This is a genomic window from Streptomyces asoensis (assembly GCF_013085465.1).
GTDB classification, from domain to species: domain Bacteria; phylum Actinomycetota; class Actinomycetes; order Streptomycetales; family Streptomycetaceae; genus Streptomyces; species Streptomyces cacaoi_A.
The window spans coordinates 7014460-7040538 of the sequence record NZ_CP049838.1 but is presented as its reverse complement, the minus strand read 5'-3'; the positions used below and the strand labels follow the sequence as shown (position 1 = coordinate 7040538).

23 protein-coding genes are annotated in these 26079 nt (G+C 72.4%); 9 read left to right on the top strand and 14 right to left on the bottom strand.

What is annotated here, in order from left to right:
- Window positions 1-40: 40 nt before the first annotated feature.
- From rnc to recG, 7 genes are all read right to left on the bottom strand, one after another.
- Entirely contained in the window at window positions 41-865 is an 825-nt protein-coding gene (gene rnc, locus G9272_RS31590) for a ribonuclease III (RefSeq protein ID WP_171399649.1), read from the bottom strand.
- A 19-nt stretch (window positions 866-884) separates the two neighbouring features.
- Window positions 885-1058 carry a 50S ribosomal protein L32 gene (gene rpmF / locus G9272_RS31585; protein WP_007493396.1) on the bottom strand — a complete coding sequence of 58 codons (174 nt, stop codon included), beginning with the start codon at window positions 1056-1058 and terminating at the stop codon, window positions 885-887.
- A gap of 2 nt (window positions 1059-1060) precedes the next feature.
- On the bottom strand, window positions 1061-1714 hold the full coding sequence (locus tag G9272_RS31580) for a YceD family protein (protein ID WP_171402257.1): 654 nt from the start codon (window positions 1712-1714) through the stop codon (window positions 1061-1063).
- A gap of 164 nt (window positions 1715-1878) precedes the next feature.
- Entirely contained in the window at window positions 1879-2940 is a 1062-nt protein-coding gene (locus G9272_RS31575; RefSeq protein ID WP_171399648.1) for an ATP synthase F0 subunit B, read from the bottom strand.
- Window positions 2941-3050: 110 nt separating this feature from the next.
- Window positions 3051-3530 carry a pantetheine-phosphate adenylyltransferase gene (gene coaD, locus G9272_RS31570; RefSeq protein ID WP_216377890.1) on the bottom strand — a complete coding sequence of 160 codons (480 nt, stop codon included), beginning with the start codon at window positions 3528-3530 and terminating at the stop codon, window positions 3051-3053.
- A gap of 26 nt (window positions 3531-3556) precedes the next feature.
- The gene (gene rsmD, locus G9272_RS31565) at window positions 3557-4141 is read right to left on the bottom strand and encodes a 16S rRNA (guanine(966)-N(2))-methyltransferase RsmD (protein ID WP_171399646.1); all 585 of its coding nucleotides are present in this window, start codon (window positions 4139-4141) and stop codon (window positions 3557-3559) included.
- 153 nt (window positions 4142-4294) lie between these two features.
- The gene (gene recG / locus G9272_RS31560) at window positions 4295-6529 is read right to left on the bottom strand and encodes an ATP-dependent DNA helicase RecG (RefSeq protein ID WP_171399645.1); all 2235 of its coding nucleotides are present in this window, start codon (window positions 6527-6529) and stop codon (window positions 4295-4297) included.
- A 167-nt stretch (window positions 6530-6696) separates the two neighbouring features.
- Here recG and G9272_RS31555 point away from each other — a divergent pair, with 167 nt between their 5' ends.
- Entirely contained in the window at window positions 6697-8553 is a 1857-nt protein-coding gene (locus tag G9272_RS31555; RefSeq protein WP_171399644.1) for an HSP90 family protein, read from the top strand.
- A complete protein-coding gene (locus G9272_RS31550) occupies window positions 8553-11546 on the top strand; it encodes a tetratricopeptide repeat protein (protein ID WP_171399643.1) in 2994 nt (997 codons plus the stop codon). The genes G9272_RS31555 and G9272_RS31550 overlap by 1 nt, the downstream gene beginning before the upstream one ends.
- A gap of 58 nt (window positions 11547-11604) precedes the next feature.
- Here the strand turns inward: G9272_RS31550 and G9272_RS31545 are convergent, their stop codons facing one another.
- Window positions 11605-13332, bottom strand: coding sequence for a DAK2 domain-containing protein (locus tag G9272_RS31545; protein WP_171399642.1), 1728 nt, complete (start codon window positions 13330-13332; stop codon window positions 11605-11607).
- A gap of 278 nt (window positions 13333-13610) precedes the next feature.
- Here G9272_RS31545 and rpmB point away from each other — a divergent pair, with 278 nt between their 5' ends.
- The 3 genes from rpmB to G9272_RS31530 all read left to right on the top strand — a co-directional run bounded on the left by rpmB (window position 13611) and on the right by G9272_RS31530 (window position 18342).
- Entirely contained in the window at window positions 13611-13796 is a 186-nt protein-coding gene (gene rpmB, locus G9272_RS31540; protein ID WP_013000438.1) for a 50S ribosomal protein L28, read from the top strand.
- A 193-nt stretch (window positions 13797-13989) separates the two neighbouring features.
- Entirely contained in the window at window positions 13990-17046 is a 3057-nt protein-coding gene (locus tag G9272_RS31535) for an ATP-binding protein (protein WP_171399641.1), read from the top strand.
- 90 nt (window positions 17047-17136) lie between these two features.
- Window positions 17137-18342, top strand: a complete 1206-nt coding sequence (locus G9272_RS31530) for an FAD-dependent monooxygenase (RefSeq protein ID WP_171399640.1) — start codon at window positions 17137-17139, stop codon at window positions 18340-18342.
- Here G9272_RS31530 and thiD read toward each other — a convergent pair.
- Both thiD and G9272_RS31520 read right to left on the bottom strand, forming a co-directional pair.
- Complete coding sequence (gene thiD, locus G9272_RS31525; protein WP_171399639.1) at window positions 18317-19132, bottom strand: bifunctional hydroxymethylpyrimidine kinase/phosphomethylpyrimidine kinase; 816 nt, start codon at window positions 19130-19132, stop codon at window positions 18317-18319. The genes G9272_RS31530 and thiD overlap by 26 nt on opposite strands.
- Window positions 19129-20094 carry a thiamine-phosphate kinase gene (locus tag G9272_RS31520; RefSeq protein ID WP_171399638.1) on the bottom strand — a complete coding sequence of 322 codons (966 nt, stop codon included), beginning with the start codon at window positions 20092-20094 and terminating at the stop codon, window positions 19129-19131. The genes thiD and G9272_RS31520 overlap by 4 nt, the downstream gene beginning before the upstream one ends.
- Before the next feature lie 206 nt (window positions 20095-20300).
- On the opposite strand from G9272_RS31520, the gene G9272_RS31515 reads away from it, so the two are divergent.
- Together G9272_RS31515 and G9272_RS31510 are read left to right on the top strand one after the other, a co-directional pair.
- On the top strand, window positions 20301-20534 hold the full coding sequence (locus tag G9272_RS31515; protein ID WP_020128743.1) for an Lrp/AsnC family transcriptional regulator: 234 nt from the start codon (window positions 20301-20303) through the stop codon (window positions 20532-20534).
- Between the two features lie 20 nt (window positions 20535-20554).
- The gene (locus tag G9272_RS31510) at window positions 20555-21037 is read left to right on the top strand and encodes a DUF3515 domain-containing protein (protein WP_171399637.1); all 483 of its coding nucleotides are present in this window, start codon (window positions 20555-20557) and stop codon (window positions 21035-21037) included.
- Window positions 21038-21061: 24 nt separating this feature from the next.
- On the opposite strand, the gene G9272_RS31505 is transcribed toward G9272_RS31510, so the two are convergent.
- Genes G9272_RS31505 through G9272_RS31495 form a run of 3 tightly spaced genes read right to left on the bottom strand, consistent with a single transcriptional unit; the run spans window position 21062 to window position 24185 of the window.
- A complete protein-coding gene (locus tag G9272_RS31505) occupies window positions 21062-22219 on the bottom strand; it encodes a D-alanine--D-alanine ligase family protein (protein WP_171399636.1) in 1158 nt (385 codons plus the stop codon).
- 59 nt (window positions 22220-22278) lie between these two features.
- Window positions 22279-23289 (bottom strand): NAD(P)H-dependent glycerol-3-phosphate dehydrogenase, encoded by a 1011-nt coding sequence (locus G9272_RS31500; RefSeq protein ID WP_171399635.1) that lies wholly within the window; start codon window positions 23287-23289, stop codon window positions 22279-22281.
- Window positions 23286-24185 (bottom strand): lysophospholipid acyltransferase family protein, encoded by a 900-nt coding sequence (locus G9272_RS31495; RefSeq protein ID WP_171399634.1) that lies wholly within the window; start codon window positions 24183-24185, stop codon window positions 23286-23288. Before G9272_RS31495 ends, G9272_RS31500 begins: the two co-directional genes overlap by 4 nt.
- 164 nt (window positions 24186-24349) lie before the next feature.
- On the opposite strand from G9272_RS31495, the gene cofC reads away from it, so the two are divergent.
- Together cofC and G9272_RS31485 are read left to right on the top strand one after the other, a co-directional pair.
- A complete protein-coding gene (gene cofC, locus G9272_RS31490; protein WP_171399633.1) occupies window positions 24350-24988 on the top strand; it encodes a 2-phospho-L-lactate guanylyltransferase in 639 nt (212 codons plus the stop codon).
- A gap of 9 nt (window positions 24989-24997) precedes the next feature.
- Window positions 24998-25201 carry a hypothetical protein gene (locus G9272_RS31485; protein ID WP_171399632.1) on the top strand — a complete coding sequence of 68 codons (204 nt, stop codon included), beginning with the start codon at window positions 24998-25000 and terminating at the stop codon, window positions 25199-25201.
- 126 nt (window positions 25202-25327) lie between these two features.
- Here the strand turns inward: G9272_RS31485 and G9272_RS31480 are convergent, their stop codons facing one another.
- Entirely contained in the window at window positions 25328-26002 is a 675-nt protein-coding gene (locus tag G9272_RS31480; protein WP_171399631.1) for an HU family DNA-binding protein, read from the bottom strand.
- Window positions 26003-26079 lie beyond the last annotated feature (77 nt).

Below are 26079 nucleotides of genomic sequence, written 5' to 3'. Positions count from 1 at the left end.
GCGCTCGTCTCGTACTGCTGTTCTACTTTTCTGCTGTTTGTCAGGCGGAGGCGGACTCAGGGTCCGGGCTGCCGTCGGCGGCCTGGACGGCCTCGACGACCTCGACGGCTTTCGCCGCCTTGGCACGCTCGTCCGCCGCGGCCCGGATGGACCGCCATGCGGACTCGGCGGCCTGCTGCTCCGCCTCCTTCTTGCTGCGGCCGGTGCCGGTGCCGTACGAGACGCCTCCGACGCGGGCAGCAGCAGTGAAGGTCTTCTCGTGGTCGGGGCCGGTCTCCGTGACCAGGTACTCGGGGACACCGAGGCCTTCGGTCGCGGTGAGCTCCTGGAGACTGGTCTTCCAGTCCAGGCCGGCACCGAGGTTCGAGGACTTCTCGATCAGCGGGTCGAACAGGCGGTGCACCAGTTCGGAGGCCGCGTCGAGGCCCTGATCGAGATAGACCGCACCGATCACCGCTTCGAGGGTGTCGGCGAGGATGGACGCCTTGTCCCGGCCGCCCGTGCCCTCTTCACCCCGGCCGAGCCGGATGAAGGAACCCAGGTCGAGGCCACGACCGACCTCCGCCAGCGCACGCGAGTTGACCACCGCGGCCCGCAACTTGGCCAGCTGGCCTTCGGGCAGGTCGGGGTGGGTGCGGTACAGCGTGTCCGTGACGACGAGGCCGAGCACGGAGTCCCCGAGGAACTCCAGCCGCTCGTTCGTCGGCAGACCGCCGTTCTCGTATGCGAAGGAACGGTGGGTCAGCGCACGCACCAGAAGGGCGGACTCGAGCTGATAGCCGAGCCGCCCTTCCAGAAGCGTGTGGGACGAGGCCGTGTTCTCCGCCTTTTTCTTGGCGGTCGTGTCCGCCTTGGCGTCAGACATGGAGCCTCTCACCAGCCGCTCAGACCTCGAGGACCTGGCGCTTGTTGTAGGTGCCGCAAGACGGGCACGCGATGTGCTGCAGCTTGGGCTCGTGGCAGCGCTCGCACGCAACCAGGGTGGGGACCGCAGCCTTCCACTGCGACCGGCGGTGGCGCGTGTTGCTGCGCGACATCTTCCGCTTCGGAACAGCCACGGCTACTTCTCCTGCTTCTCGTTGGCGCGCGCCGATCGAGGCGCTTCGCCACTCATCTCGTCCTTCTCGCCGTCTTCGAGTGAACCGGCGAGTCCCTGCAATGCCGCCCAACGGATGTCGGTGGCGTCGTGGTGGTGGTCCGGGTCGTCCGTGAGCCGCGCTCCGCACTCGGAGCACAGGCCCAGACAGTCGTCCTGGCACACCGGCTGCATCGGCAGTGCGAGCACCACCGCATCACGCAGCACGGGTTCGAGGTCGAACAAGCCGTCCTCGATGAAGAGCCTGTCCTCGTCTTCCTCGGCGTCGTCGACCGGCTCCGCTTTGGGGCGGCCCCGGTCGTCGGCGTCAGGGTACGAGAACATCTCCTGGAAGTCCGCTTCGAGCTCCAGCTCCAGCGGCTCCAGACACCTTACGCACTCCCCCTCGGCCTGTGCACGGGCGGTGCCTGTGACGAGCACACCTTCCATGACCGACTCGAGTCGGAGCTCGAGCTCCACCGGGGCGCCTTCCGGCACTCCGATCACTCCCTGGATCCCGAGATCCTGGGGAGCGTCGAACTCGCGGGTCAGGCGCTGTAGCGCACCAGGACGCCGCCCCAGCTCGTGCGTGTCGAACACGAGAGGCTTGCGGTGGTCGAGGCGGGCGTTCAGGGCCATTCCTGCTTTCGATCTTCTGAGCTCGGGGGACGCTGCCCTACTACGGTGTTGCGGGCAGCTGTGATCGCGGACGTACACGCGACCGAAGAGCCAGGATACTGGAGCATTCGCCCACAGCCCAATCCGGGGCCTTTTCCCGGACCGACCCGGTGCTGCACCCGGTGCTACAGGCCGCGTTCCTGCTCGTAGGCGCGCAGCTGCTCGGCACTGATCATGCCGGTGTCGAAGAGGCTGGTCTCGTCGAGGGCGTATCCCTGCTGGACCTGCTGCTGGGGCTGCTGCACGGCCTGGTTCGGGTCGTAGGGGGCCTGCTGGGTGTCGTAGCCCTGGTACGCGTACGGGTCGGCCTGCTGCTGGTAGCCGTACGCGTCCTGCTGGCCGTAGCCCTGCTGCGGTTGCTGCTGGTAGCCGCCGTAGGGGTCCGCCTGCTGCTGGTAGCCGTACGCCGGCTGCGGTTCCTGCTGGTCGTACGACTGCTGGACGGGCTGCGCCGCCGCGGCGTCCTGCTCCGCGAGGGCGGTCAGGTCGGCGAGGTAGTCGGCGTCGGAGGAGTGCTGGAACGTCGTGGCGTCGTCGGAGAGGGCGCCGAGGTCGTCCGAGGCGATACGGCCGTGCAGCTTCTGGCGGCCGCGGCCGACCGCGTCCAGGGTCTTGGCGAGGACCGCCTCGAAGGCGCCCAGCTTGGTGTCGACGTAGGCGTCGGCGTCGCGGCGCAGGGTCTCGGGGTCGTGGCTGCGCTCGGGGGCGTCCTCGTCCTCGTAGCCGTTCTCGTCGGTGCCGGGTCCGGTGCCGAGGAGCTTCTCGCGGCCGCGGCCGACGGAACCGAGCGTCTTGGTGAGGACGACCTCGAAGTTCGCGAGCTTGGAGTCGACGTAGTCGTCGGCCTCGGCGCGGACCTCCTCGGCCTCCTTGCGGGCCTCGTCGAGGATGCGGTCCGCCTCGGACCGGGAGCGGCGGGCGATCTCGGTGTCGGAGATCAGGGAGCCGCGCTCGGCGTGCGCGGTGGAGATGATCCGCTCGGCCTCCTGGCGGGCCTGCTCCACCATCTGCTCACGGCCGCCGATCAGCTCCTCGGCCTGGGCGAGGGAGTCGGGAAGGGCCGCGCGCACCTCTTCCAGCAGGGCGAGCAGGTCCGCGCGGTTGACCACGCACGAGGCCGACATCGGCATCGACCGGGCACTGGAGACCGCCGTGACGATCTCGTCGAGCTTCTTCTGCACGTCCACCGGTTGCTCGCCACTCTCTGCGCTGTGTTGGAGACGGACGGGACGACTGTACGGCCATGAGGTGTCCGCCGGACACCGGGTGACGAGCCGTCAGCGGACCGGTCCCGGGGTCAGTCCTTCCTGAGCCGTTCGCCCAGTGCTTCCAGGACCAGCGGCGGCACCAGGTGGGAGACGTCGCCACCCCAGGTGGCGACCTCCTTGACCAGGGAGGAGGAGAGGAAGCTGTACGTGGGGTTGGTGGGCACGAACAGCGTCTCGACGCCCGACAGGCCGTTGTTCATCTGGGCCATCTGGAGCTCGTAGTCGAAGTCGCTGACCGCCCGCAGGCCCTTGACGATGGCCGGGATGTCGCGCTGCTTGCAGAAGTCGACGAGGAGGCCGTGGAAGGCCTCGACCCGGACGTTGCCGTACTCGGCGGTGACCTGGCGGATCAGGTCGATCCGCTCGTCGATCTCGAACAGGCCCTTCTTGGCCTTGTTGATCATGACCGCGACATAGACCTCGTCGTACAGACGAGAAGCGCGGGAAATGATGTCGAGGTGTCCGTTGGTGATCGGGTCGAACGACCCGGGACAGACGGCACGGCGCACTTGTGGTCCCTCGCTCTCCAGTCCGGTCATCGTGCGTCTTCGCACGTAGAGGCGGCGCGACCGTACCAAAACGTTCCCTCGCCGTAGCGACGGGCCCGAAGTGCCTCGAAGCCGTCCGGCCAGGGGAACTCCCCGCCTCTGGTGCTGCGCTCCACGGTGACGAGAGCATCGGCCGCGAGCCAGCCCCCCGAGCGGAGTGTGAGCAGAATCTCCCGAAGATCGTCGTTCGAGACGGCGTACGGGGGATCGAGGAAGACGAGGTCGTACGGGTCCGCCGGCGGTGTCTGGATGATCTGCTGGGCCTTGCCGGCCCTGACCTCGGCGCCGGGCAGGCCGAGAGCCTTCACGTTCTCCCGGACGGTGCGGGCCGCCCGGGCGTCGGCCTCGACGAGGAGGGTGTGGCCCGCGCCCCGGGAGAGGGCCTCCAGGCCCACGGCGCCGGAGCCCGCGTACAGGTCGAGGACGCGTTCGCCGCCGAGGGGGCCGCCCAGCAGGGACTGCCAGGTGGAGAAGAGACCCTCGCGTGCGCGGTCGGAGGTGGGGCGGGTGCCGGTGCCTGGCGGGACCGCCAGGCGACGTCCACCGGCTGCGCCGGCGATCACGCGGGTCATCTCGGGGTCCTTGTTCGGGGGCGGGTACCCGTCCAGTCTGGCAGGCGGAGGTGCGCGGGTGCGCTCCGGCGGGAGCGGCCGCGGGCCGTGGGTCGCCGCACCCCGGCGGCGGAGCCGCGCACCGGGGCCGCCCCGCGTCCGGGGCGGCCTCCCTCAGCCCTTGTCCAGGTACTGCTCCCGCTCTTCGTCGAGGAGGGCGTCCAGGGCCGTGCGCAGGCCGGGCAGGGTCTCCAGCTCGGGGTCGGCGGCGACCAGCCGGGCCGCCTCCTCGCGCGCCTCCGCGATGACCTCCTCGTCCTCGATGACCGCGAGTACGCGCAGGCTGGAGCGGGCGCCGGACTGGGCCTGGCCCAGGACGTCGCCCTCGCGGCGCTGTTCGAGGTCGATCCGGGAGAGTTCGAAGCCGTCGAGGGTGGCGGCGACGGCGTCGAGGCGCCGGCGGGCCGCGCTCGCCTCCGGCATCTCGGAGACCAGGAGGCACAGACCGGGCGCCGAGCCCCGGCCGACGCGACCGCGCAGCTGGTGCAGCTGGGAGACGCCGAAGCGATCGGCGTCCATGATCACCATCGCGGTGGCGTTCGGGACGTTGACGCCGACCTCGATGACGGTCGTGGCGACCAGGACGTCGGTGTCGCCCGCGGCGAAGCGGCGCATGACCGCGTCCTTGTCGTCGGGGGGCATGCGGCCGTGCAGGACCTCGACCCCGAGGCCGTGCAGGGGGCCCTTGGCGAGCTGCTCTGCGATGTCCAGGACGGCGAGCGGCGGCCGCTTCTCCGCCTCGTCCTCGGGGGACTTCTTCTTGGTCCTGCCGGCCTTCTTCGCGTCGGCCGCCTCGTCGGCGTCGTCGCCGATGCGCGGGCAGACGACGTACGCCTGATGGCCGTTGCCGACCTCCTCGCGGACCCGTTCCCAGGCGCGGGCCAGGAAGTGCGGCTTGTCGGCGGCCGGGACGACATGGCTGGCGATGGGCGAGCGGCCGGCCGGGAGCTGGTCGAGGACGGACGTCTCCAGATCGCCGAAGACGGTCATGGCGACGGTGCGCGGGATCGGCGTGGCCGTCATGACGAGCAGGTGCGGGGGCTGCTTGCCCTTGCTGCGCAGAGCGTCGCGTTGTTCGACTCCGAAGCGGTGCTGTTCGTCGACGACTACCAGCCCGAGGTCGTGGAAGCGGACCTTGTCCTCGATCAGCGCGTGCGTGCCGATCACGATGCCGGCCTCTCCGGTGACGAGGTCGAGCAGTGCCTGCCTGCGGGCGGCCGTGCCCATGGACCCGGTCAGCACCACGACCTTGGTGGCCCGCTCGGACCCGCCCAGCATCCCGCCCTCGGCCAGCTCGCCCATCATCTCGACGACGGAGCGGTGGTGCTGCTGGGCGAGGACCTCGGTGGGGGCGAGCATGGCGGCCTGCCCGCCGGCGTCGACCACGGCGAGCATGGCGCGGAGGGCGACCAAGGTCTTGCCCGAACCCACCTCTCCCTGGAGCAGCCGGTGCATCGGATGGTCCGTCGCCAGGTCGTCGAAGATCTCCTTCGAGACCTTCTGCTGGCCTTCGGTGAGGGTGAAGGGGAGACGGGCGTCGAAGGAGGTCAGCAGGCCGTCGGCGGCCGGTACGCGGGGGACGGCCGGGAGTTGGGCGTCGGCGTGGCGGCGGCGGGCGAGGGCGACCTGGAGGACGAACGCCTCGTCCCACTTCAGCCGGGCGCGGGCGTCGGCGATGTCCGCCTTGGTGTGGGGGCGGTGGATCTTCAGGAGGGCCTCGGGGAGGGAGACCAGGCCGCGGCCGTCACGCAGCGAGTCCGGGAGGGGGTCGAGTGCCTCCTGCGCGGTGGGCAGGACGGTCTGGATCGCCTTGCCGATCTTCCAGGACTCCAGTTTCGCGGTGGCGGGGTAGAGCGGGATGAGGGCGCCGGCCCAGGTCTCCACCGACTCGTCGGTGTCGGCCCGCAGCAGTTCGTAGGCCGGATGGGCCAGCTGGAGGCGGCGGTTGAAGACCGAGACCTTGCCCGAGAACATCGCGCGCGTGCCCGGCAGGAGCTCCTTGTGGGGTTTGTGGACGCCGCTGCCGAAGAAGACCAGCTGGAGCCGGCCGCTGCCGTCGGTGATGGTCACCTCCAGGCGCTGCCCCTTGCCCCGGGGGGCCTTGGCCGAGGCGAAGCTGTGCAGACGGGCGTCGGCGACCTGGGCGACCACGGTGACGTGCTCGTCCATGGGGAGGTCGGCGAGGTGGGTGAGCTGGCCGCGCTCCTCGTATCTGCGGGGGTAGTGGTGCAGGAGGTCGCCGACGGTGTGCAGGCCGAGGTGCTCGGCCATCACCTTCGCGGTGGCGGGGCCGAGCACTGACTTCAGTGGCTGTTCCAGTGGTTCTTTCAGTGCGGGCACGAGATCCATTGCACACCACACCACTGACATTGCCGTATATGTGTCCCGAAACCCCTGGTCAGGCGGCTCGTTCGGGCTCTAGGATGACGCGCTCCGGCCATCATCCGCGGTCACCGCCCCACCGGGACCGCCCGACCCCGCGCCGTGCTCCTCCCCCAGCCCGCGGCGCAGCAGCGATGGACTCCCAGACCTCACAGTCATCCCAGGCATCCCAGCAGCCTCACACGTTCCAGGTCGACCTGCGTGGTCTGGTGGACCTGCTGTCCCATCACCTCTATTCCAGTCCCAAGGTCTACCTGCGCGAACTGCTTCAGAACGCCGTGGACGCGATCACCGCCCGGCGGGCCGAGGAGCCCGACGCCCCGGCGCGCGTGCGGCTGTTCGCGGCGGACGGCGGCCTGCGGGTGGAGGACTCCGGCGTCGGGCTCACCGAGGCCGACGTGCACGACCTGCTGGCGACGATCGGGCGCAGCTCCAAGCGCGCCGAGGGGCTCCAGGAGGTCCGTTCGGACTTCCTCGGGCAGTTCGGCATCGGGCTGCTGGCCTGTTTCGTGGTGGCCGAACGGATCCGCGTGGTCAGCCGCAGCGCCCGCACGCCGGACGCGCCGCCCGTGGAGTGGACGGCGCGCGACGACGGCTCCTACACGGTGCGGACGCTGCCCCACGAGGAGCGCCCCGAGCCGGGCACCACCGTGCATCTGGTGGCGCGGGCCGGTGCCGGCGAGTGGCTCACGGAGCCGCGGGTGCTGGCGCTGGCCCGGGACTTCGGGTCGCTGCTGCCGTACGACGTCCGGGTCGGCGACGAGGCGGTCACCGATCTGCCGGCGCCCTGGAACCGGTCCTACGCCTCCCCCGCCAACCGGCGGGTGGCGCTGGCCCGGCACTGTCACGAGCTGTTCGGGTTCACGCCGTTGGACTCGGTCGAGCTGGACCTGCCGGTGGCGGGGGTCCGCGGGGTGGCGTACGTGCTGCCGTCGGCGGTCAGCCCGGCGCAGCGTGCCGGTCACCGGGTGCACCTCAAGGGGATGCTGCTGACCGAGCGGGGCGAACAGCTGCTGCCCGACTGGGCGTTCTTCGTGCGCTGTGTCCTGGACACCGACAGTCTGCGGCCGACGGCCTCACGGGAGTCGCTGTACGAGGACGAGACGCTGGCGGCGGTACGGGAGGCGCTGGGCGAAAGGATCCGGTCGTGGCTGACGGGCCTGGCCGCCGGTGATCCGCAACGGCTGGCGGCCTTCCTGGAGGTGCACCACCTGGGCGTGAAGTCCCTGGCGCGGCACGACGAGGAGATGCTGCGCACGATGCTGCCGTGGCTGCCCTTCGAGACGACCGACGGCCGGCTGTCGCTGGAGGAGTTCGCGCAGCGGCACCCGGTGGTGCACTTCACGCGGACCGTGGAGGAGTACCGGCAGGTCGCGCCCATCGCGTCCGCGCAGGGCATCGGGGTGGTCAACGGCGGTTACACGTACGACAGCGAGCTGGTCGAGGCGCTGCCGTCGGTGCGGCCGGGGACGGTGGTCGCCGAGCTGGACGCGGACACCGTGACCGCCCACCTGGACACCGTCGCCGCGGCCGACGAGCTGGCGCTGGCGGGCTTCCTGGCGGCCGCGCGGGCGAAGCTCGACCCGCTGGGCTGCGATGTCGTCCTGCGGGCCTTTCTCCCGTTGTCGGTGCCCGCGCTGCATCTCGACGACCGGGGGGCCCGGCACGAGCAGGCACGCGCGCAGGCCGAGGCGCAGGCCGACGACCTGTGGGCGGGCATTCTGGGCTCGCTGCGCGGGAGCGCGCCGCGCGCGCGTCTGGTGCTCAACCATCTCAACCCGCTGATACGGCGGATCAGTTCGTTGAACGATCCCGAGCTGATCGGCACCGCCACGGAGTCGCTGTACGGGCAGGCGCTGCTGATGGCGCAGCGCCCGCTGCGGCCCGCGGACTCGGCGCTGCTGAACCGGGCGTTCATAGGCCTCCTGGAATGGGCCACGCACGGGGAGTCGGCACACGGGGAGCCGACAGAGGAACAGGGCGGTCACTGATGAGCGAGATCACGGACTTCGACTCCCTTCGCCGGGCGATGGCGGAGAACGGCGAGCAGCCGGAGGGCCCGGCCCGCAACGCGCGCGCGGAACAGCTGCTGCTGGAGGCCGAGAGGCTCGACATCCCGCTCGCCGTGATCGAGGCGCTCGGGCACCAGCTGAAGGTCTACAACTACAGCTCCGAGAAGGCGAAGATGTTCGTCCCGTTCGCGCGGCTGCTGCGCATGTGGGACGAGCGGCCCGAGGACTTCGACGAGTACGAGACGCACTCGCTGCACTGGGTCTTCAAGTGGATGTCGGCCGGCATGCTCGACCAGCCGCACGTGCCGCTGGCGTCGGTGGAGAAGTGGCTCGGCGAGATGGAGCACCGCTACCGGCTCGCCGGGCACTCCGCGCGGGCGGTGCGCAGCGCCGAGTTCAGCGTGGCCGCGCACGTGGGCGACGTGGAGCGGGCGGAGCGGGCGTTCACCGCGTGGCTGGCCGCGGACCGGGACACCATGGCCGACTGTCACGCGTGCGAGCTGCACGGGCAGGGCTGGTGGCAGGCGGAGCGGGGCCGGGACGCGGAGGCGCTCGCGGTGTGGGCGCCGGTCCTGGAGGGCGAGTACACGTGCGCGCACGAGCCGCACACGGTGCTCGCGTCGTCCCTGCTTCCGTTGCTGCGGCTGAGCCGCGTGGAGGAGGCCCGCGCCCACCATCTGCGGGGCTTCCGGCTGGTGCGGTCCATGGAGAGCATGCGGGGCGCCTACGCCGACCACGTCGAGTTCTGCGCACTGACCGGCAACGAGGCGCGGGGCCTGGAGCTGCTCGCGGAGCGGCCGGCGTACTTCACGGACGAGGGGCATCCGCACAGCAAGCTGGAGTTCCTGAGCGTGGTGGTGTTGCTCATGGAGCGTCTGTCCGAGCTGGGTCTCGCCGGTCAGCGGGTGCCGGGGCCGGCCGGGCGGGAGTGGACGGCGGTGGAACTCGCGGGGCACGCGCGCGCGGAGGCCCTCGCGCTGGCCGCGCGCTTCGACGAGCGCAACGGCACGTCGTACGTCAGCGGGCGGGCACGCGCGCGTATGGCACAGCGGCCCCTGGTGGAGCGGCTGCCGCTGGGGGTACGGGCGGCTCGCCCCGCCGCCGCGGCGGCGGCGCCCGGGGCCACAGCTCCGGCTCCGGCCGCGGTCCAGGAGGCCGTCGAACCGGACCTGGCGGTCCTGCTCGCCGAGGCCCAGCGGCTGTCCGACACGCTCCAGCCGCATGCCGTCGAGGCGTGGGCGCGGGTGGCGCGGCTGGCCGAGGAGGTGGAGGGCGTCGAGCTGGAGGCGCGTGACCGCGCGGAGATCGCCGACCACGAGGCGATAGGTCTCGGCCCGGAGGGCGCCGAAGCGTTCGAGCACGCCGCCGAGCTGTACGCGCAGGCGGGCGACCCCGGCGAGGCCCTGGCGGCACGCGCACGTGCGGCGTACGTCCGTGCGCTGGCCGGCGAGATCGACGAGGCGCTCGCGGCGGTCGCCGAGCCGTACGACCGGGTGCTCGCGCTGTACGCCGAGGGCGACACGGAGGTGCCGCAGGCGGCGGGTGTGCTGATGGGCCGGGCGCGGATCCTGATGCGGCGCGTCCACGAGGCCGAGGGGGAGGTGGTCGACGAGGCGGTTCTGGCGGAGGCGGAGGCGGCGGTACGGGAGCTTCTGGCGCTCGTCGACGGGCGCGCGGGGAACGACGTACGGCTCGCCGCCCGGGTCGCCGAGGGGCACGCGATGCTCGCGGAGCTGGCGACGCACTCCGGGAACCCGGAGGCGGGCGCGGAGCTGTTCGCGCGGGCCGCGGCGGAGTTCATCGAGACGGGCCTGCCGTGGTTCGCCGTGGAGTACGAGGCCCGGCTGGCCGGTCTCGCCCATCAGCTGGGCGACATGAGGGAGGCGGAGCGGGCCCTGCGAGCGGCCCTGGAGCACGGCGGACCGTATCTGGAGGCGGTCGGGCGGGCCCAGCTGCACCTCCAGCTCGCCGAGGTCGTCGGAGGCCGGGGAGAGGCCGAAGAGGCCGCGGAGCACGCCCTGGAGGCGGCGCACTGGGCGGACGAGGCGGGTGCGGGCCCCACGCTCGGCGCGTGGGCGCGGCACCAGCTCGGCGGGTTCCTGGTGCGGCAGGGCCGCTGGGCCGAGGCCGCGGAGGTGCTGGAGTCCGCGCTGGCGGAGCTGACCGCCGAGACGCACGGCGACGGCGCGGTCGTCCAGACGCAGTGGTGGCTGGGTGACTGTCTGAGCGAGCTCGGGGAACACCGGGACGCCGCCGAACGCAGGCTCCAGGCCGCCGAGATCGCCCGGCACTGGCCCGAGCAGCACGACCACGCGACCCTCGCCCACCTGGCCGCCGAGTCGCTCGGCCAGGCCGGTCTGCGCACCGAGGCGGACCAGGCCTACGCGCGCGCGGGCGAGCTGTGGCGCGGCCTCGGCAACGTCCACGGGCTCGTCCGCTCGCTGCGCGCCCGCGCGTGGCTTGCCCTGCGCACCGAGGACGGGACGGACGCGGCACGCGACCTGATGACGAGTGCCGTGGAGGAGTGCGCGGACGCGTTCGACGCGGCGGACGACGACGAGGCGCGCCTGCGGCTCGTTGCCGAACTCGGCCACACCCACCGTCAGTTCGGGGACCTGCTCGCCCGTTCCGCCGCCGAGGACGCCGACGACGACTCGATCCGGGCCACCCTGGACGAGGCGCTCTCCCAGATGTCCGAGGCCGTCGCGGTGTTCGTCGCCCTGGGCGAGGACGCCGTGCACGCCCGGACCGGCGCGGAGCTGGCCGCGGGCTGGCTGGAGACCGACCTGGGACGCCCCGTGGCGGCGGCGGCACGCGCGCGTGCGGTGCTGCGGGCTTACGCCGACGCCGAGGACGATGCCGACACCGCTGCCGATCTCGGCGGCGAGGAGGCGGAGGACGAGACGGCGCGGGCGCGGCGGGCCGAGGCGGAGCAGTTGCTGCACGCGACGGAGGAACAGAAGGATCGTTGAACGATCCCAACGCCCCCTTCACTCCCATCGCCCCCTTCACCCCCTGACTCCACCCCGACTACTCCACCCCGATCAACACCAGCGCACCCTGCCGTCCTCCCCGGTACACCACCGTGTCCACGGCGAGGTAGGCCTCCCGCACCCGTGCCTCCAGGTGCTCGGCGACACCTTCGGGCGCCTCGTCACCGAGCACGAGGGTGACGAGTTCGCCGCCCGCCGCCAGCATGCGGTTCAGGACGGTCTCGGCGGCGGCGGTGACATCGGAGCCGATGACGGCCACGTCGCCGTCGATCAGCCCGAGGACGTCACCGGCCTGGCAGATGCCGGCCATGGTCCACGACTGGCGCTCGGCGACGGTGACCTCGGCGTAACGCGTGGCGCCCGCCGCCGAGGTCATGGAGACGACGTCCTCGTCGAAGCGGCGGTCCGGCTCGTGCACGGCCAGCGCCGCGATCCCCTGGACCGCGGACCGGGTGGGGATCAGCGCCACCCGGATGCCCTCCGTGCGGGCCTGCTCGGCGGCCGCGGCGGCGGTGTGCCGCAGATCGGCGTCGTTGGGCAGCAGCACGACCTCACGCGCGTGTGCCCGTCGTACGGCCTCGACGAGCTCTCCACTGGCGGGCGGCTCCCCGGGGCGCGCGAGCACGGTGGTCGCGCCCGCCTCGGTGTACAGCCCGGCCAGGCCCTCGCCGGGCACGACGGCGACGACCGCCCGCTGGACGCGCTCGCGCGGCGGACGCTCACCACCGCGCGTGTGCGCGTCGTCGGCGCCGAAGTGGGTGATGCGGATCCGGTACGGCCGGCCCGCCTCGACGCCCGCCTCCACGGCGGCGCCCGCGTCGTCCACGTGCACGTGCACGTTCCACAGGCCGTCGCCGCCGACCACGACCAGCGAGTCGCCCAGGGCGTCCAGCCGCTGCCGCAGCCGCGCCACGGCCGTGTCCTCGGCCTCCAGCAGATAGATCACCTCGAACGCGGGACCGCCTTCGCCGTCCTCGCCGCCCGCACCGTCCGGCCCGTCGTCGGCGCAGTCCGCCATGTGCACGGCTTCCACGCGCCCGTGGGCTGCGGCAGCGGCAGCGGCTGCCGACACGGCGCCGGAGAGCTCCGGCACCTCCCCCGTGAACGTCTCCACCAGCGCCGCGAGGACCGCGACCAGCCCCCTGCCGCCCGCGTCCACCACTCCGGCGTGCTCCAGGACGGCCAGCTGGCCCGGGGTCGCGGCGAGCGCCGCGCACGCCCCCCGGTAGGCCGCCCGGGCGACCGTCCCGCAGTCCCCCTCGGCTCCCTCCGCCGCTTCGGCGGCGGCCGAGGCGACCGACAGCACGGTGCCCTCGACGGGGTGGGCGACGGCCTGGCGGGCGGAGTCGGCCGCGTGCCGGAGGGCCAGGCGCAGCCCGTCCCCGTCGGTGTGAGGGGTCTCACCCTCGGCGGTGAGCACCTGGGCCATGCCGCGCAGCAGCTGCGCGAGGATCGTCCCCGAGTTCCCGCGCGCCCCGATGAGCGCGCCGTGCGCCATCGCGCGCGCGGCGTCGGCGAGAGAGGGCTTCCCGGCGGGCGCGGAGCCGGCACCGGAACCGGCCGCGTACCCGGCGAACACCGCCTCGACGGCGGTCGTCGCGGACTCGACGGTCAGATACAGGTTGGTGCCGGTGTCCCCGTCCGCGACGGGATAGACGTTGATCGCGTCGATCTCCTCGCGCGCCCGGCCCAGCGCCGTGAGCGCCAGGCCGCACCAGGTGCGCACCGCGAGAGCATCGAAGAATGTCTGCGGCACCTGCGCCACCTGCGCCTCCTCGGGCTGCTGGACTGGACGCAGCGTAGACCCCGGGCCGGTGTCCGCCGGAAAGCGGGCCGGACAGAGCGGGCGGAGGCCGACCAGGGCGGGGGGCAGGGCCCTGAGCAGCCATGGTAGTTTCGTTGCACTGGCGCAGTCGTTGTATGCTGCTCCGGTTGCCCGATCCGCATCGGGCCATCCCCCTGGCAGCGCCACTCAGATCCTAGATCCTGATCCCGGCATGCCGGGATCATCCGTAAGTGCATCTGAAGTCTTTGGAGTGACCCGTGGCTGCCAACTGCGACGTCTGTGGCAAGGGGCCGAGCTTCGGCAACAACATCTCGCACTCGCACCGCCGTACGTCCCGTCGCTGGAACCCCAACATCCAGCGCGTCCGTACCGTGGTCGGCGGGACGCCGAAGCGCGTGAACGCTTGCACCTCGTGCATCAAGGCCGGCAAGGTCTCGCGCTGACGCATATCCCCCCACTCTCGACTCCGTTCGAGCCGGGGGGACCCCCAACGCGCGCGGCCACTGCTGGTTCGCTGCATAGAGCCGGTCCACCCAGGTGGGCCGGCTTTCTGCTGCACCCAAGATCCCGGTGCCCAAGATCCCCGTGCCCAAGTTCCGGGCGCCCGGGCTCCCGCCGCCTGCCAGACTCCGGGGAATGCGCTTCGGCATCCTGGGCACCCTCGACCTCCGCGCCGACGACGGCACCCCCGTCGACCCCGGCGGCCCCCGTCCCCGCGCCCTGCTCAGCCTCCTGCTGCTCGAGGCCGGCCGTGGCGTCTCCTTGGCGCGCCTGACCGACGGTCTGTACGGCACCGAGCCGCCCTCCGGAGCGGGCAACGCGCTCCAGTCCCAGGTCTCCCGGCTGCGCCGCCGCCTGGCCCCGCACGCGGAGATCGAGGCCACTCCCGCCGGCTACCGGCTGGCCGTCCCGCCCGACGCCGTCGACCTCCACCGCTTCGAGCGGCTGACCGGGCAGGGGCGGGCCGCTCTCGCCGCCGGGGACCATGCCACGGCGGCCACCCTGCTGCGCGAGGCCCTCGCCCTCTGGCGCGGCCCGGCGCTGCCCGACCTCCCCGACGCGCACGCCGAGCGGGCCCGGCTCGACGCACTGCGGCTGAGCGCCGTACAGGACCGGGTCGATGCGGATCTCCTGCTCGGCGGTGGGCCCGACCTGGTGCCCGAGCTGCGGGGCCTGCTGACCGCGCACCCGCTGAGCGAGCGGCTGTACGGGCAGCTGATGAGGGCCCTGCACGCGGACGGGCGGCCGGCCGAGGCGCTCACGGTGTTCGAGGAGGCCCGGCATGCCCTCGCCGACCAGCTGGGCGCCGACCCGTCGCCCGAGCTGGCCGCGCTCCACCTGGAACTCCTCCGGGGCGGCGGACCCGGGCGGTCCTCCGTACCCGTGCAGCTCACCCGCTTCATCGGCCGCGAGAGCGAACTGGCCTGCATCGCCGAGGCGCTGTCCGAGGCGCGGCTCGTCACCCTCACCGGGCCGGGCGGCGCCGGAAAGACCCGGCTGGCGATCGAGGCGGCACGCGCGCGTACCGAGGCGCCGCACCTCCCCTCCTCCTCGGCGACTCCTGAGGACGTGTGTTTCGTCGAGCTGGCGCCGCTCGCCGACGGCACACGGATCCCGTACGCCGTGCTCGCGGCGCTCGGGGTGCGTGAAGGGTTCCGTACGCCCGCCGGGGACGGTGCGGGCCGGCTGTCGGCGGTACTGGAGGACCGGGAGCTGCTGCTGGTGCTCGACAACTGCGAGCACCTGGTCGAGGACGCGGCCCGGCTGTCGGCCCTGCTGCTCGCGTCCTGCCCCGGGGTGCGTGTGCTGGCGACCAGCCGGGAGTCGCTCGGGATCACCGGCGAGGTGCTCGTCCCGGTGCCGCCGCTCCCGCCGGATCCCGCGCTGCGGTTGTTCCTGGACCGCGCGCGTGCCGTGCGGCCCGGTTTCGAGGGCCACGCGCGCGTGCCCGCCGTCTGCGCGGCCCTCGACGGGCTGCCGCTGGCGATCGAGCTGGCGGCGGCCCGGCTGCGCACGCTGACCCCGGACGAGCTGGCCGACCGGCTCGACGACCGGTTCCGGCTGCTGTCCCGCGGCGACCGGTCCAAGGCGCCCCGGCACCGCACCCTGCGCGCCGTCGTGGAGTGGAGCTGGGACCTGCTGGACGAGGAGGAGCGGGAGCTGGCCCGCCGGTTCACGGTGTTCTCCGGGGGTGCCACGCTGGACGCGGTGGAGACGGTGTGCGGGCTGCCCTACCCGGAGGACCTGCTGGCCTCGCTGGTGGAGAAGTCCTTCCTGGAGGTGACCGAGAGCCCGGCGACGGCCGAGAGCCGGTACCGCATGCTGGAGACGATCCGGGTGTTCGCCGCGGAGGGATGCGCCGCTGAGCCGGCCCTGCGGGACGCACACGCCCGGTACTTCCTGCGGCTGGCCGAGCGGGCGGAACCGTATCTGCGCGGCCGGGACCAGCTTCCCTGGCTGGCCCGGCTGGACGCCGAGCACGACAACCTGGACGCGGCCATGGGCCTCCTGACCGCCACCGATCCCGCCGCCGCGCTGCGGCTCATGGCGACACTCACCTGGTTCCGGCGGCTGCGCGGGCTGCACGGCGAGCAGCTGCCGCAGGCCCGCGCGCTGCTGGCGGCCGTGGGCGACGAGCCGCCCGGCGAGCCGACCGAGGAGTACGCGCTCTGCCTGATGAACACCGTCGCGGGGCGTGGCGACGACCCCGGCGAGGCGGCGCGCATCGCGAGCGCGGTGGCCGTGATGCGGTCCCTGGACCGGCCGCTGCGGCTGCCGTTCACCGTGATCGTGTGGTCGCTCACCGGCGGCCCCCTGCTCGCCGCGGACGAGCATGTCCGCGTCCAGGTCGGTGAGGAGCCGTGGGGTCACGCCCTGCTCGACCTCGGCCTGGCCTACCAGGAGCTCTACTCCGGCCGCGCGACCGCCGCGGAGGCCTCCTTCGCCCGTTCGCTGGAGGGCTTCCGGGCCACCGGCGACCGCTGGGGCATGGCGAACTGCCTCGATCCGCTGGCCCTGTTCGCCGACGGGCGCGGCGACCACACGCGCGCGCTGGAGCTGCTGGACGAGGGACTGGCGTACGTGCGGGAGCTGGAGGCGCCGGAGGAGATCGCGGACCTGCTGCGCTCCCGCGCGGCCGTGCTGCTGCACCGGGGTGCCGCCGAGGAGGCGGCCGCGCTCTTCACCCGCTCCGCGGCCCTGGCCCGCACGGCGGGTGTGCCCGACAAGGTGGCCGGCGCACGGCGGGGCCTCGGCGACGTGGCCCGGCTGTCCGGCGACACCGCCCACGCGCGCGTGCACTACGAGAGCGGTCTGGAGCTGTGCACCGCCACCTGGTTCAGCACGAGCGAGACGGTACGGCTCCTCGTCGGGCTGGGGCGCACGGCCGCGGCGGAGGGGCAGGTCGAGACGGCCCGTGAGTGGTTCGAGCAGGCCCGTGCACCGGCGCTGGAGTCGTTCGACGTCCTGGCGCTGGCCGATCTGGCCGACGCCCTGGCCTCCGTCGCCGCGCGACCCGAGCGCGCGGCCGAGCTCCTGGGCGCCGCCGCCGGTCTGCGGGGCACGGTCCTCCTCGGCGACCCCGATGTCGTCCGCACGGTGAACGACGTCCGCGGAAGGCTGTCCCCGCAGGCGTACGAGACGGCCTTCGCGCTGGGCCGCAGCCGGCGATCGGCGGCGGTCGGCGAACCGTAGCGGGACGGCAGACGGGCGGCAGACGGGCGGTAGGCGGGCGGTAGGCGGGCGGTCAGGGGACGGTCAGCGGTCGCCGCGAGGCTCCTGCGCATGACGAAGACCCGCAGCAGCCTCAGCCACCTGTCCGTCCTGATCTCCGGCGCGAGCGTCGCCGGTCCGGCGCTCGCGCTCCACCTCGTCCGGTACGGCGCCCGCGTCACCGTCGTCGAGCGGTCCCCGGATCTGCGCGCGGGCGGCTTCGCCGTGGACTTCCGGGGACACGTCCACCGCGAGATCCTCACCTCCATGGGCATCTGGGACGAGATCCACGCCCGCCAGACCCACATGGGCCGCCAGATCGTCGTCGCCGAGGACGGCTCGCCGCGCGTGGACCTGCCGGCCGAGATGATGAGCGGTGACGTCGAGATCCTCCGCGGCGACCTCGCGCAGATCATGTACGAGCGCACCCGGGACCACGTCGACTACGTCTTCGGCGACTCGATCGCCACCCTCACGGACACCGCCGCGGGTGTCGACGTGACCTTCGAGGAGAACGCCCCGCGCCGCTTCGACCTCGTGATCGGCGCCGACGGCCTGCACTCGAACACCCGCCGGCTGGTCTTCGGCGACGAGTCCCGCTACCTGCGCTTCTTCGATCACTACGTGGCCGCCTTCGAGGTCCCCAACGACCTGGGCCTGGACCGTACCGGCCGGCTGTACAGCGAGCCCGGTCGCGCGATCGCCCTGGGCAACTACGACGGCGACCCCGACCGCGCCGGCGCGCTGCTGGTCTTCCGGTCGGAGCAACTCGCCTACGACCGACAGGACATCGCCGCACAGAAGCGGATCCTCGCCGAGCGGTTCGCGGGGATGGGCTGGGAGGCGCCGAGGGTGCTCGAGGCGCTCACGGACGCCGACCGGCTGTACTTCGACGCGATCGCGCAGATCCACGTCGACCGCCTCGCCGAGGGCCGGGTGGCCCTGCTGGGGGACGCCGGGTACGGCGCGACCATGGGCGGCATGGGGACGGGCGCGGCCATCGTCGGCGCCTATGTCCTGGCCGGTGAGCTGGCCCTCGCGGGCGGCGACCACCGAAGGGCGTTCGCCGAGTACGAGAGCAGGATCCGGTCCTTCGCCAAGGGCTGCCAGAAGATCTCCGGCAACGCCGGCCCGTTCTTCGCCCCGCCGACCGAGCGGCGCATCCGCAGCCGGGACCGGATGTACCGGCTGCTCGGCTCGCGTCTGCTGGCCGGCGTCTTCAAGCGGCTCACCGAGAAGGCGGCGACCGACATCAGGCTCCGGCCGTACCCCGGCTGAGATCCCACCCGTGGTCCACGGGACCGATGCCGGCGCCGAGTGCGAACCCGGCGGCGATCGCCCCGGTGACGTAACGCTTGGCCGCCGCCACCGCCTCCGGTACGGGGCTCCCCTTCGCCAGCTGTGCCGCGATCGCGGACGCGAGCGTGCAGCCCGTGCCGTGCGTGTGCCGGTTGTCGTACCTCGGCGCCCGCAGCCAGTGCTCCTCACGGCCGTCCGTCAGCAGGTCGACGGCGGCACCGGGGAGATGACCGCCCTTGATCAGCGCCCAGCGCGGCCCGTACGCCAGCACGGCGGCCGCCGCGTCCCGCAACTGCTCCTCCGACTCGACCCGCACACCCGTCAGTTGGGCCACCTCGTCGAGGTTCGGGGTGGCGACGGTGGCGACCGGCAACAGCTTCGTCCGTACGGAGTCCAGCGCGGAGGCGGCCAGCAGCGGGTCCCCGTGCTTGGAGACCCCGACCGGGTCGACGACGACGGGAGCGCCGGTGCCCGCGAGCAACTCGGCGACCGTCTCGACCAGTTCGGCGGATGCGAGCATGCCCGTCTTCACCGCCTGGACGCCGATGTCGTCGACGACGCTGCGGTACTGGGCGCGTACCGCCTCCACCGGCAGCTCCCAAGCCCCCTGCACACCTTGGGAGTTCTGCGCGGTGACCGCCGTGACCACGCTCATGCCGTGCACGCCGAGCGCGAGCATCGTCTTCAGGTCGGCCTGGATCCCGGCCCCGCCGCCGGAGTCGGAGCCGGCGACGGTCAGCACCCGGGGCGGAGTCCCGAGCGCGCTCACGACTCCATGTCCCCGAAGTGGTCCCAGCCGCCCTTGCTGGTCCAGGGCGCCCCGTCGACCGTCACCTGGGGCAGGGCGGACGGGTTGAGCACCTCGCCGATCACCTTCCAGCGGGCGGGCAGCTTCACGTCCGACGGGAAGGTCGCCACGATCGCGTGATCCTCTCCCCCGGTCAGCACCCACTGGATCGGGTCGACGCCGACGGCCTGCCCGATGTCGTTCATCTGGGTCGGGATGTCGATGGCGCCGGAGCGGATGTCGATCCGGACCTTGCTGGCCTCGGCGATGTGCCCGAGGTCGGCGATGAGCCCGTCGCTGACGTCGCACATCGCCGTCGCGCCGAGCGCGGCGGCCGCCGGACCCGCGTGGTACGGCGGCTCGGGGCGGCGGTGGGCCTCGACGAAGGCGCGCGGCGAGCGGAAGCCGCGGGAGAGGACCGCGTACCCGGCGGCGGACCAGCCCAGCCAGCCGGTCACCGCGACGAGGTCGCCGGGCTGGGCGCCGCCCCGGGTGACCGGTTCCTGGTTGCGCAGGTCGCCGAGCGCGGTGATCGACACCATGATCGTGTCGCCCCGTACGACGTCGCCGCCGACCACGGAGGCACCGGCGACCTGGCACTCGTCGCGCAGTCCGTCCATCATCTCGGACGGCCAGGTGACCGGCAGTTCGGCGGGCACGACGAGGCCGAGCAGCAGGGCCGTCGGCACCGCGCCCATGGCGGCGATGTCGGCGAGGTTCTGCGCGGCGGCCTTGCGGCCGACGTCGTAGGCCGTGGACCAGTCGCGGCGGAAGTGCCGGCCCTCCAGCAGGATGTCGGTGCTGGCCACGACCCGGCGGTCGGGCGCGGCGACCACCGCGGCGTCGTCGCCGGGCCCGACCCGGACCGCGGGGGTGGTGGTGAGACGGGAGGTGAGCTCCCTGATGAGCCCGAACTCCCCGAGCTCACCAACAGTGCCCTTCATTGCCCTTTCGCCCCTTCTGTGCCTGTCTGTGCCCGGTCGCGCGTAACCAGTGTCCTCGATACGGTCGAGTCAGCCGTCAACTTCTGTCGTGCCTGCACCCCGGCGCGCAAGCCGTGGTTCCCGCAGGTCTCCCCGCGGGAAGCGGCGACGCGATACCGTGGCGTTCCTTTTCCCCACATGATCCTCGTGGCCGCCCTGGAGGTTCCGTGGTACAGGCGTACATCCTGATCCAGACGGAGGTCGGCAAAGCGTCGACCGTCGCCGAGGAGATCGGCAAAATCCCTGGCGTCGTCCAGGCCGAGGACGTGACGGGACCCTATGACGTGATCGTGCGGGCCCAGGCCGACACGGTGGACGACCTCGGCCGCATGGTGGTCGCCAAGGTCCAGCAGGTGGACGGGATCACCCGCACCCTGACCTGCCCGGTCGTGCATCTGTAGCCCCCGTCTAACCTTGGCCGGTGAACCTTTTCCGTCACCGGCCCGTCGGCCTGCCCTCGCTCGCCCTCCTGCTCGCTGCGGTGGGCTGCTCCTCAGCAGACGGTGACACGTCGGCGGCGGTTCCCAGCCCCTCGGCATCGGTCACCAAGCTGTGCCGAAACCTGGACGAGGCGCTGCCGTCCACCGTGGACGACCTCGGCCGCGGGGATCCCTCACCCGCGTCCGCGCTGACCGCGGGCTGGGGGAACCCGGCGATCATACTGCGCTGCGGTGTCGAACGACCCGACAAGATGAGCGACGAGAACGCGGACGGGGTCGAGGTGGACGGCGTGGGGTGGCTGCTGGAAGAGCAGGACGGCGGGGCGTTCCGGTTCACCACCACCCTGCGCAGGGCGTACGTCGAAGTGACGATCCCGAAGGACCGCACGGGAGACGGCATGGCGCCGCTCGTCGACCTGGCGCCCTCCGTCAAGAAGGCGATCCCCGAAGGGATCGCCGACTAGGACGGGTCCTGGATCGAGCCCGGGTCAGCGCAGTCCCGTGGACCTGCGCAGGGCCGCCTGGACGAGGCGGTCCACCAGCTCGGGGTAGCCGATTCCGGTCGCCTGCCACATCTGGGGGTACATCGAGATCGGGGTGAATCCGGGCATCGTGTTGATCTCGTTGATGACGAACTCGCCCTCGTCCGTGAGGAAGAAGTCCGCCCGGACCAGGCCCTCGCAGGACGCCGCCTCGAAGGCCTCGACCGCGAGCCTGCGGACCTCCGCCGTCTCCTCGTCCGTCAGCGGCGCCGGGACGATCCCCGGGGTCGAGTCGATGTACTTGGCGTCGAAGTCGTAGTACGCGTGCGCGTCCGGCGGCGGGATCTCGGCCGGGACGGAGGCGCGGGGGCCGTCCTCGAACTCCAGGACACCGCACTCGATCTCGCGGCCCCGCAGCGCCGCCTCGACCAGGATCTTCGGGTCGTGACGCTGGGCCTCGGCGATCGCCTCGTCGAGCCCGGACAGGTCGTCGACCTTGGTGATGCCGATGGACGAGCCCGCGCGCGCGGGCTTCACGAAGAGCGGCCAGCCGTGCTCGCCGGCGAAGTCGATGATCTTCTTGCGGGCGGCCGCCTCCTCCTGCGCCCACTCGCGCGGCCGGATCACCACGTACGGGCCGACCTTGAGCCCGAAGGAGGTGAACACCCGCTTCATGTACTCCTTGTCCTGGCCCACGGCCGAGGCGAGCACACCCGCGCCCACGTACGGGACGCCGGAGAGCTCCAGCAGACCCTGAAGGGTGCCGTCCTCGCCGTACGGGCCGTGCAGGACCGGGAAGACGACGTCGACCTCGCCGAGTGCCTTCGGTACCGATCCCGGCTCGTAGTAGACGACTTCGCGGTTGGCGGGGTCGACGGGGAGCACCACGCCGCCGTCCCGCGACTCGGCGAGTTCGTCCACGTCGGGCGTACGGCGGTCGGTGATCGCCATGCGCTCGGGTGCGTCGGCGGTGAGGAACCAGCGGCCCTCGCGCGTGATGCCGATCGGCAGGACCTCGTACTTGGTCCGGTCGATGGCCCGCAGGACCGCGCCGGCCGTGACCACGGAGATCCCGTGCTCGGAGCTGCGACCGCCGAAGACAACGGCCACCCGCGGCTTGCGGACGGGCTGCTGAGGGCTCTGGGGGAGGTTCTCGGTGCTCATATCGGCTTGAGAGTACCCGGTGGTAGGGCCGGGAGTCAGCGTCCGCCCACCGGGTTCGCTCAGCGTCGCTCGGGCTTCGCGCTGCGCGACATCAGCTCCTTGAGGGCGACCACCGGAGGCTTGCCCTCGTGGACGATGCCGACGACCGTCTCGGTGATGGGCATGTCGACTCCGTGCCGGCGGGCCAGATCCAGCACCGACTCACAGGACTTGACGCCCTCGGCGGTCTGCCGGGTGACCGCGATGGTCTCCTGGAGGGTCATGCCCTTGCCGAGGTTGGTGCCGAAGGTGTGGTTGCGGGAGAGCGGCGAGGAGCAGGTCGCCACCAGGTCGCCGAGCCCGGCGAGTCCGGCGAAGGTCAGCGGGTCCGCGCCCATCGCCAGGCCCAGCCGGGTGGTCTCCGCGAGGCCGCGCGTGATCAGCGAACCCTTGGCGTTGTCGCCGAGGCCCATGCCGTCCGCGATGCCGACCGCGAGGCCGATCACGTTCTTGACCGCGCCGCCCAGCTCGCAGCCCACCACGTCGGTGTTGGTGTACGGGCGGAAGTACGGCGTGTGGGAAGCGGCCTGGAGCCTCTGGGCGACGGCCTCGTCGGTGCAGGCGACCACGGCCGCGGCGGGCATCCGGGAGGCGATCTCCTTCGCGAGGTTGGGCCCGGTGACGACGGCGATCCGGCCCGGGCCCACCTTGGCGACGTCGTCGATGACCTCGCTCATCCGCATGGTCGTACCGAGTTCGACACCCTTCATCAGCGACACCAGGACGGTGTTCGGGGCGAGCAGCGGCGTCCAGTCGGCGAGGTTGGCGCGCAGGGTCTGCGAGGGGACCGCGAGGACGGTGAAGTCGGCGTCCCGGGCGGCCTCGGCCGCGTCGGCGGTGGCGCGCAGGTTGCGCGGGAGTTCGACGCCCGGGAGGTAGTCGGGGTTGGTGCGCGTGGAGTTGACCGCGTCGACGAGCTCGGGGCGGCGTGCCCACAGCGTCACCTCGCAGCCCGCGTCGGCGAGGACCGTGCCGAAGGCGGTCCCCCATGATCCGGTACCGAAGACGGCCGCCTTCACGGACTTGCTCACTTGCTGTTCTCCCCCTCGTGACTGGTCTGCGCGTGGCTGGTCTGCGCGTGGCTGGTCTGCGCGTGGCTGGTCTGCGCGCGTCCGGACGCCGCGCCGTCGATCTCCGCAGCGGTCTCGGCACCGGATTCCACACGGGCCTCCGCGCCGGATACCGCACCGGTCTGCGCCCGGGTGCGGCGGCGCTGCTCGATCCGCTCGCGGCGCGGGTCGTAGGGCATCTCGGGCGCCTTCTCGCCGCGGATCTCCTCCAGCTGGGCGGTGACGGCCGCCATGATGACCTCCGTCGCCTCCTTGAGGAGCTCCGGGGTCATCTCCCGGCCGTAGAACCGCGTGAGGTCCACGGGCGGGCCCGCGAGCACGTGGTGGGTCTTGCGCGGAAGGAGGTTGGGCTTCCTGGCGTACGGCGGCAGCAGTTCGTTGGCGCCCCACTGGGCGACGGGGATCACCGGGCACTTGGTCTGGAGGGCGACGCGCGCGGCACCGGTCTTGGCGGTCATCGGCCAGCCGTCGGGGTCGCGGGTCAGGGTGCCCTCGGGATAGAACGCGACGCACTCGCCGCGCTCCACGGCGTCGATCGCGGCCCGGAAGGCGCTCAGCGCGTCCGTGCTCTCGCGGTAGACGGGGATCTGCCCGGTGCCGCGCATCGCGGCGCCGACGAATCCCTCCTTGAAAAGACCGCTCTTCGCCAGGAATCGCGGCACGCGTCCGCTGTTGTACTGGAAGTGCGCGTAGGCGAAGGGATCGACATGCGAATTGTGGTTCACCGCGGTGATAAAACCGCCGTCGGCCGGAATATGCTCCATTCCGCGCCAGTCCCGCTTGATCAGAACCACCAGCCAGGGTTTGCAGAGGACCGCAGCGAAGCGGTACCAGAAGCCGATTCTGCGGCGGGGCACGCGGACACCTTCCTCTAGGACTTCCCATGGCCTGCTCCGGGGCCTGGGGGCCGGACAAGTGTCGCCCCGGGCCGCCGGTCTGTCGAGAACACGGTACGCCCGCGCGTCCGGCCGACGGATGGGCCGGGTGACAATGGCCGCGACACGAGAGGGACGGTACGCCGGTGCAGTGGACCTTGGTCATACCCCTGAAGCCCTTGGCGCTGGCCAAGAGCAGGCTCGCGGACACCGCCACCGACGGGCTGCGCCCGGGCCTCGCCCTCGCCTTCGCCGAGGACACCGTGGCGGCCGCGCTGGCCTCCCCTGCGGTGCGGGATGTGGCAGTAGTCACGGACGACGCCCTGGCCGGGCGGGTCCTGGCGGCCCTGGGCGCCCGGATCGTCACCGACGAGCCGCGCGGGGGCCTCAACGCCGCCCTGACCCACGGGGCCGCCGCCGTACGCGCCTTCCGTCCCGATTCCCCGCTCGCGGCCCTCAACGCCGATCTGCCGGCCCTGCGCCCGTCGGAATTGGCCCGGGTACTGGACGCGGCCGGGGAATTCCCGCGCTCTTTTCTCCCGGACGCGGCCGCGATCGGCACCACGCTTCTCGCCGTCGCCGCCGGCCGTGAATTGCTTCCCGCATTCGGCACGGATTCCCGCGCCCGGCACCGCTCCTCCGGGGCCGTGGAACTCCGCCCGGAGGGGGTGGATTCCGTTCGCCAGGACGTGGACACCGGCGAGGATCTGCGCGCGGCACTGTCCCTGGGGGTGGGTCCCCGGACGGCGGCCGCGGCGGCGCATCTGTTGATTCCGGGGCAGTAGGCTGCCGCCATGCAGGCGACCGCATACACGTACGACCCCGACACCCGCAGCGGACAGGTGCTGCTGGACGACGGCACCCCGGTGCCCTTCGACGCGCCGGCGTTCGACGCGGGCGGGCTGCGGCTGCTGCGGCCCGGACAGCGGGTGCGGATCGAGGTGGAGGGGCCGAAGGACAGTCCCCGGATCACCCTGGTGACGCTGTACACCTTCTGAGGGCTCGGGCTCCTCGCAGAGCGCCCTCCCGGCATTCGCCCGGCATTCGCCCGGCATTCGCCCGTAACGCCGCGGGCCGGACTTCCGAGAGGGAGTCCGGCCCGGCGCGTGAGTGCCCCTGCTGTCCTACGCCTTGCGGGCGGTGGTCTTCTTGGCGGTGGTCTTGCGCGCGGTCGACTTCTTGGCGGGGGCCTTGGTCGTCGCCGTCGCCTTCTTCGCGGCCGGGGCCTTCTTGGCCGTCGTCTTCTTGGCGGCGGCGGACTTCGCGGTGGTGGTCTTCTTCGCGGCCGCGGTCGTCTTGCTGGTGGCCTTCTTCGCGGTGGTCTTCTTGGCGGTGGCCGTGGTCTTCTTCGCGGCGGCCGTCGTCTTCTTGGCGGTGGCCGTGGTCTTCTTCGCGGCGGCCGACGCCCGCTTCGCCGGGGCGGCCTTCTTCGCGGCGGCCTTCTTGACCGTGGCGGAAGCGCCGCCGGTCAGGCTGCCCTTGGGGGCCTTCTTCACGGCGACCTCGCCACCGCGCGGGAGCTTCTTCGAGCCGCTGACCAGGTCCTTGAAGCCCTGTCCCGCGCGGAATCGCGGCACGGACGTCTTCTTGACCCGAACCCGCTCGCCCGTCTGGGGGTTGCGAGCGTAGCGGGCCGGCCGGTCGACCTTCTCGAACGAACCGAAGCCGGTGACCGAGACCCGGTCCCCCGCGACCGTCGCGCGGACGATGGCGTCCAGGACCGCGTCGACCGCCTCGGCGGCCTGCTGGCGGCCGCCCACCTTGTCGGCAATCGCTTCTACGAGCTGCGCCTTGTTCACGTCTTCCCCTTCGGAGACATTAGCCGGAACGAAACTGTTCAAGCTTTTTCGCACGTTAGGCAGATATATACCGCAAA

What these genes read in the sequence shown, in the direction of transcription:
- G9272_RS31530 (WP_171399640.1), top strand. Translation starts at nt 17,137, where the DNA reads ATGACGAAGACCCGCAGCAGCCTCAGCCACCTGTCCGTCCTGATCTCC.
- G9272_RS31550 (WP_171399643.1), top strand. Translation starts at nt 8,553, where the DNA reads ATGAGCGAGATCACGGACTTCGACTCCCTTCGCCGGGCGATGGCGGAG.
- G9272_RS31520 (WP_171399638.1), bottom strand. Translation starts at nt 20,094, where the DNA reads ATGAAGGGCACTGTTGGTGAGCTCGGGGAGTTCGGGCTCATCAGGGAG.
- recG (WP_171399645.1), bottom strand. Translation starts at nt 6,529, where the DNA reads ATGGATCTCGTGCCCGCACTGAAAGAACCACTGGAACAGCCACTGAAG.
- G9272_RS31555 (WP_171399644.1), top strand. Translation starts at nt 6,697, where the DNA reads ATGGACTCCCAGACCTCACAGTCATCCCAGGCATCCCAGCAGCCTCAC.
- G9272_RS31485 (WP_171399632.1), top strand. Translation starts at nt 24,998, where the DNA reads ATGCAGGCGACCGCATACACGTACGACCCCGACACCCGCAGCGGACAG.
- G9272_RS31535 (WP_171399641.1), top strand. Translation starts at nt 13,990, where the DNA reads ATGCGCTTCGGCATCCTGGGCACCCTCGACCTCCGCGCCGACGACGGC.
- G9272_RS31580 (WP_171402257.1), bottom strand. Translation starts at nt 1,714, where the DNA reads ATGGCCCTGAACGCCCGCCTCGACCACCGCAAGCCTCTCGTGTTCGAC.
- G9272_RS31505 (WP_171399636.1), bottom strand. Translation starts at nt 22,219, where the DNA reads ATGAGCACCGAGAACCTCCCCCAGAGCCCTCAGCAGCCCGTCCGCAAG.
- rnc (WP_171399649.1), bottom strand. Translation starts at nt 865, where the DNA reads ATGTCTGACGCCAAGGCGGACACGACCGCCAAGAAAAAGGCGGAGAAC.
- rsmD (WP_171399646.1), bottom strand. Translation starts at nt 4,141, where the DNA reads ATGACCCGCGTGATCGCCGGCGCAGCCGGTGGACGTCGCCTGGCGGTC.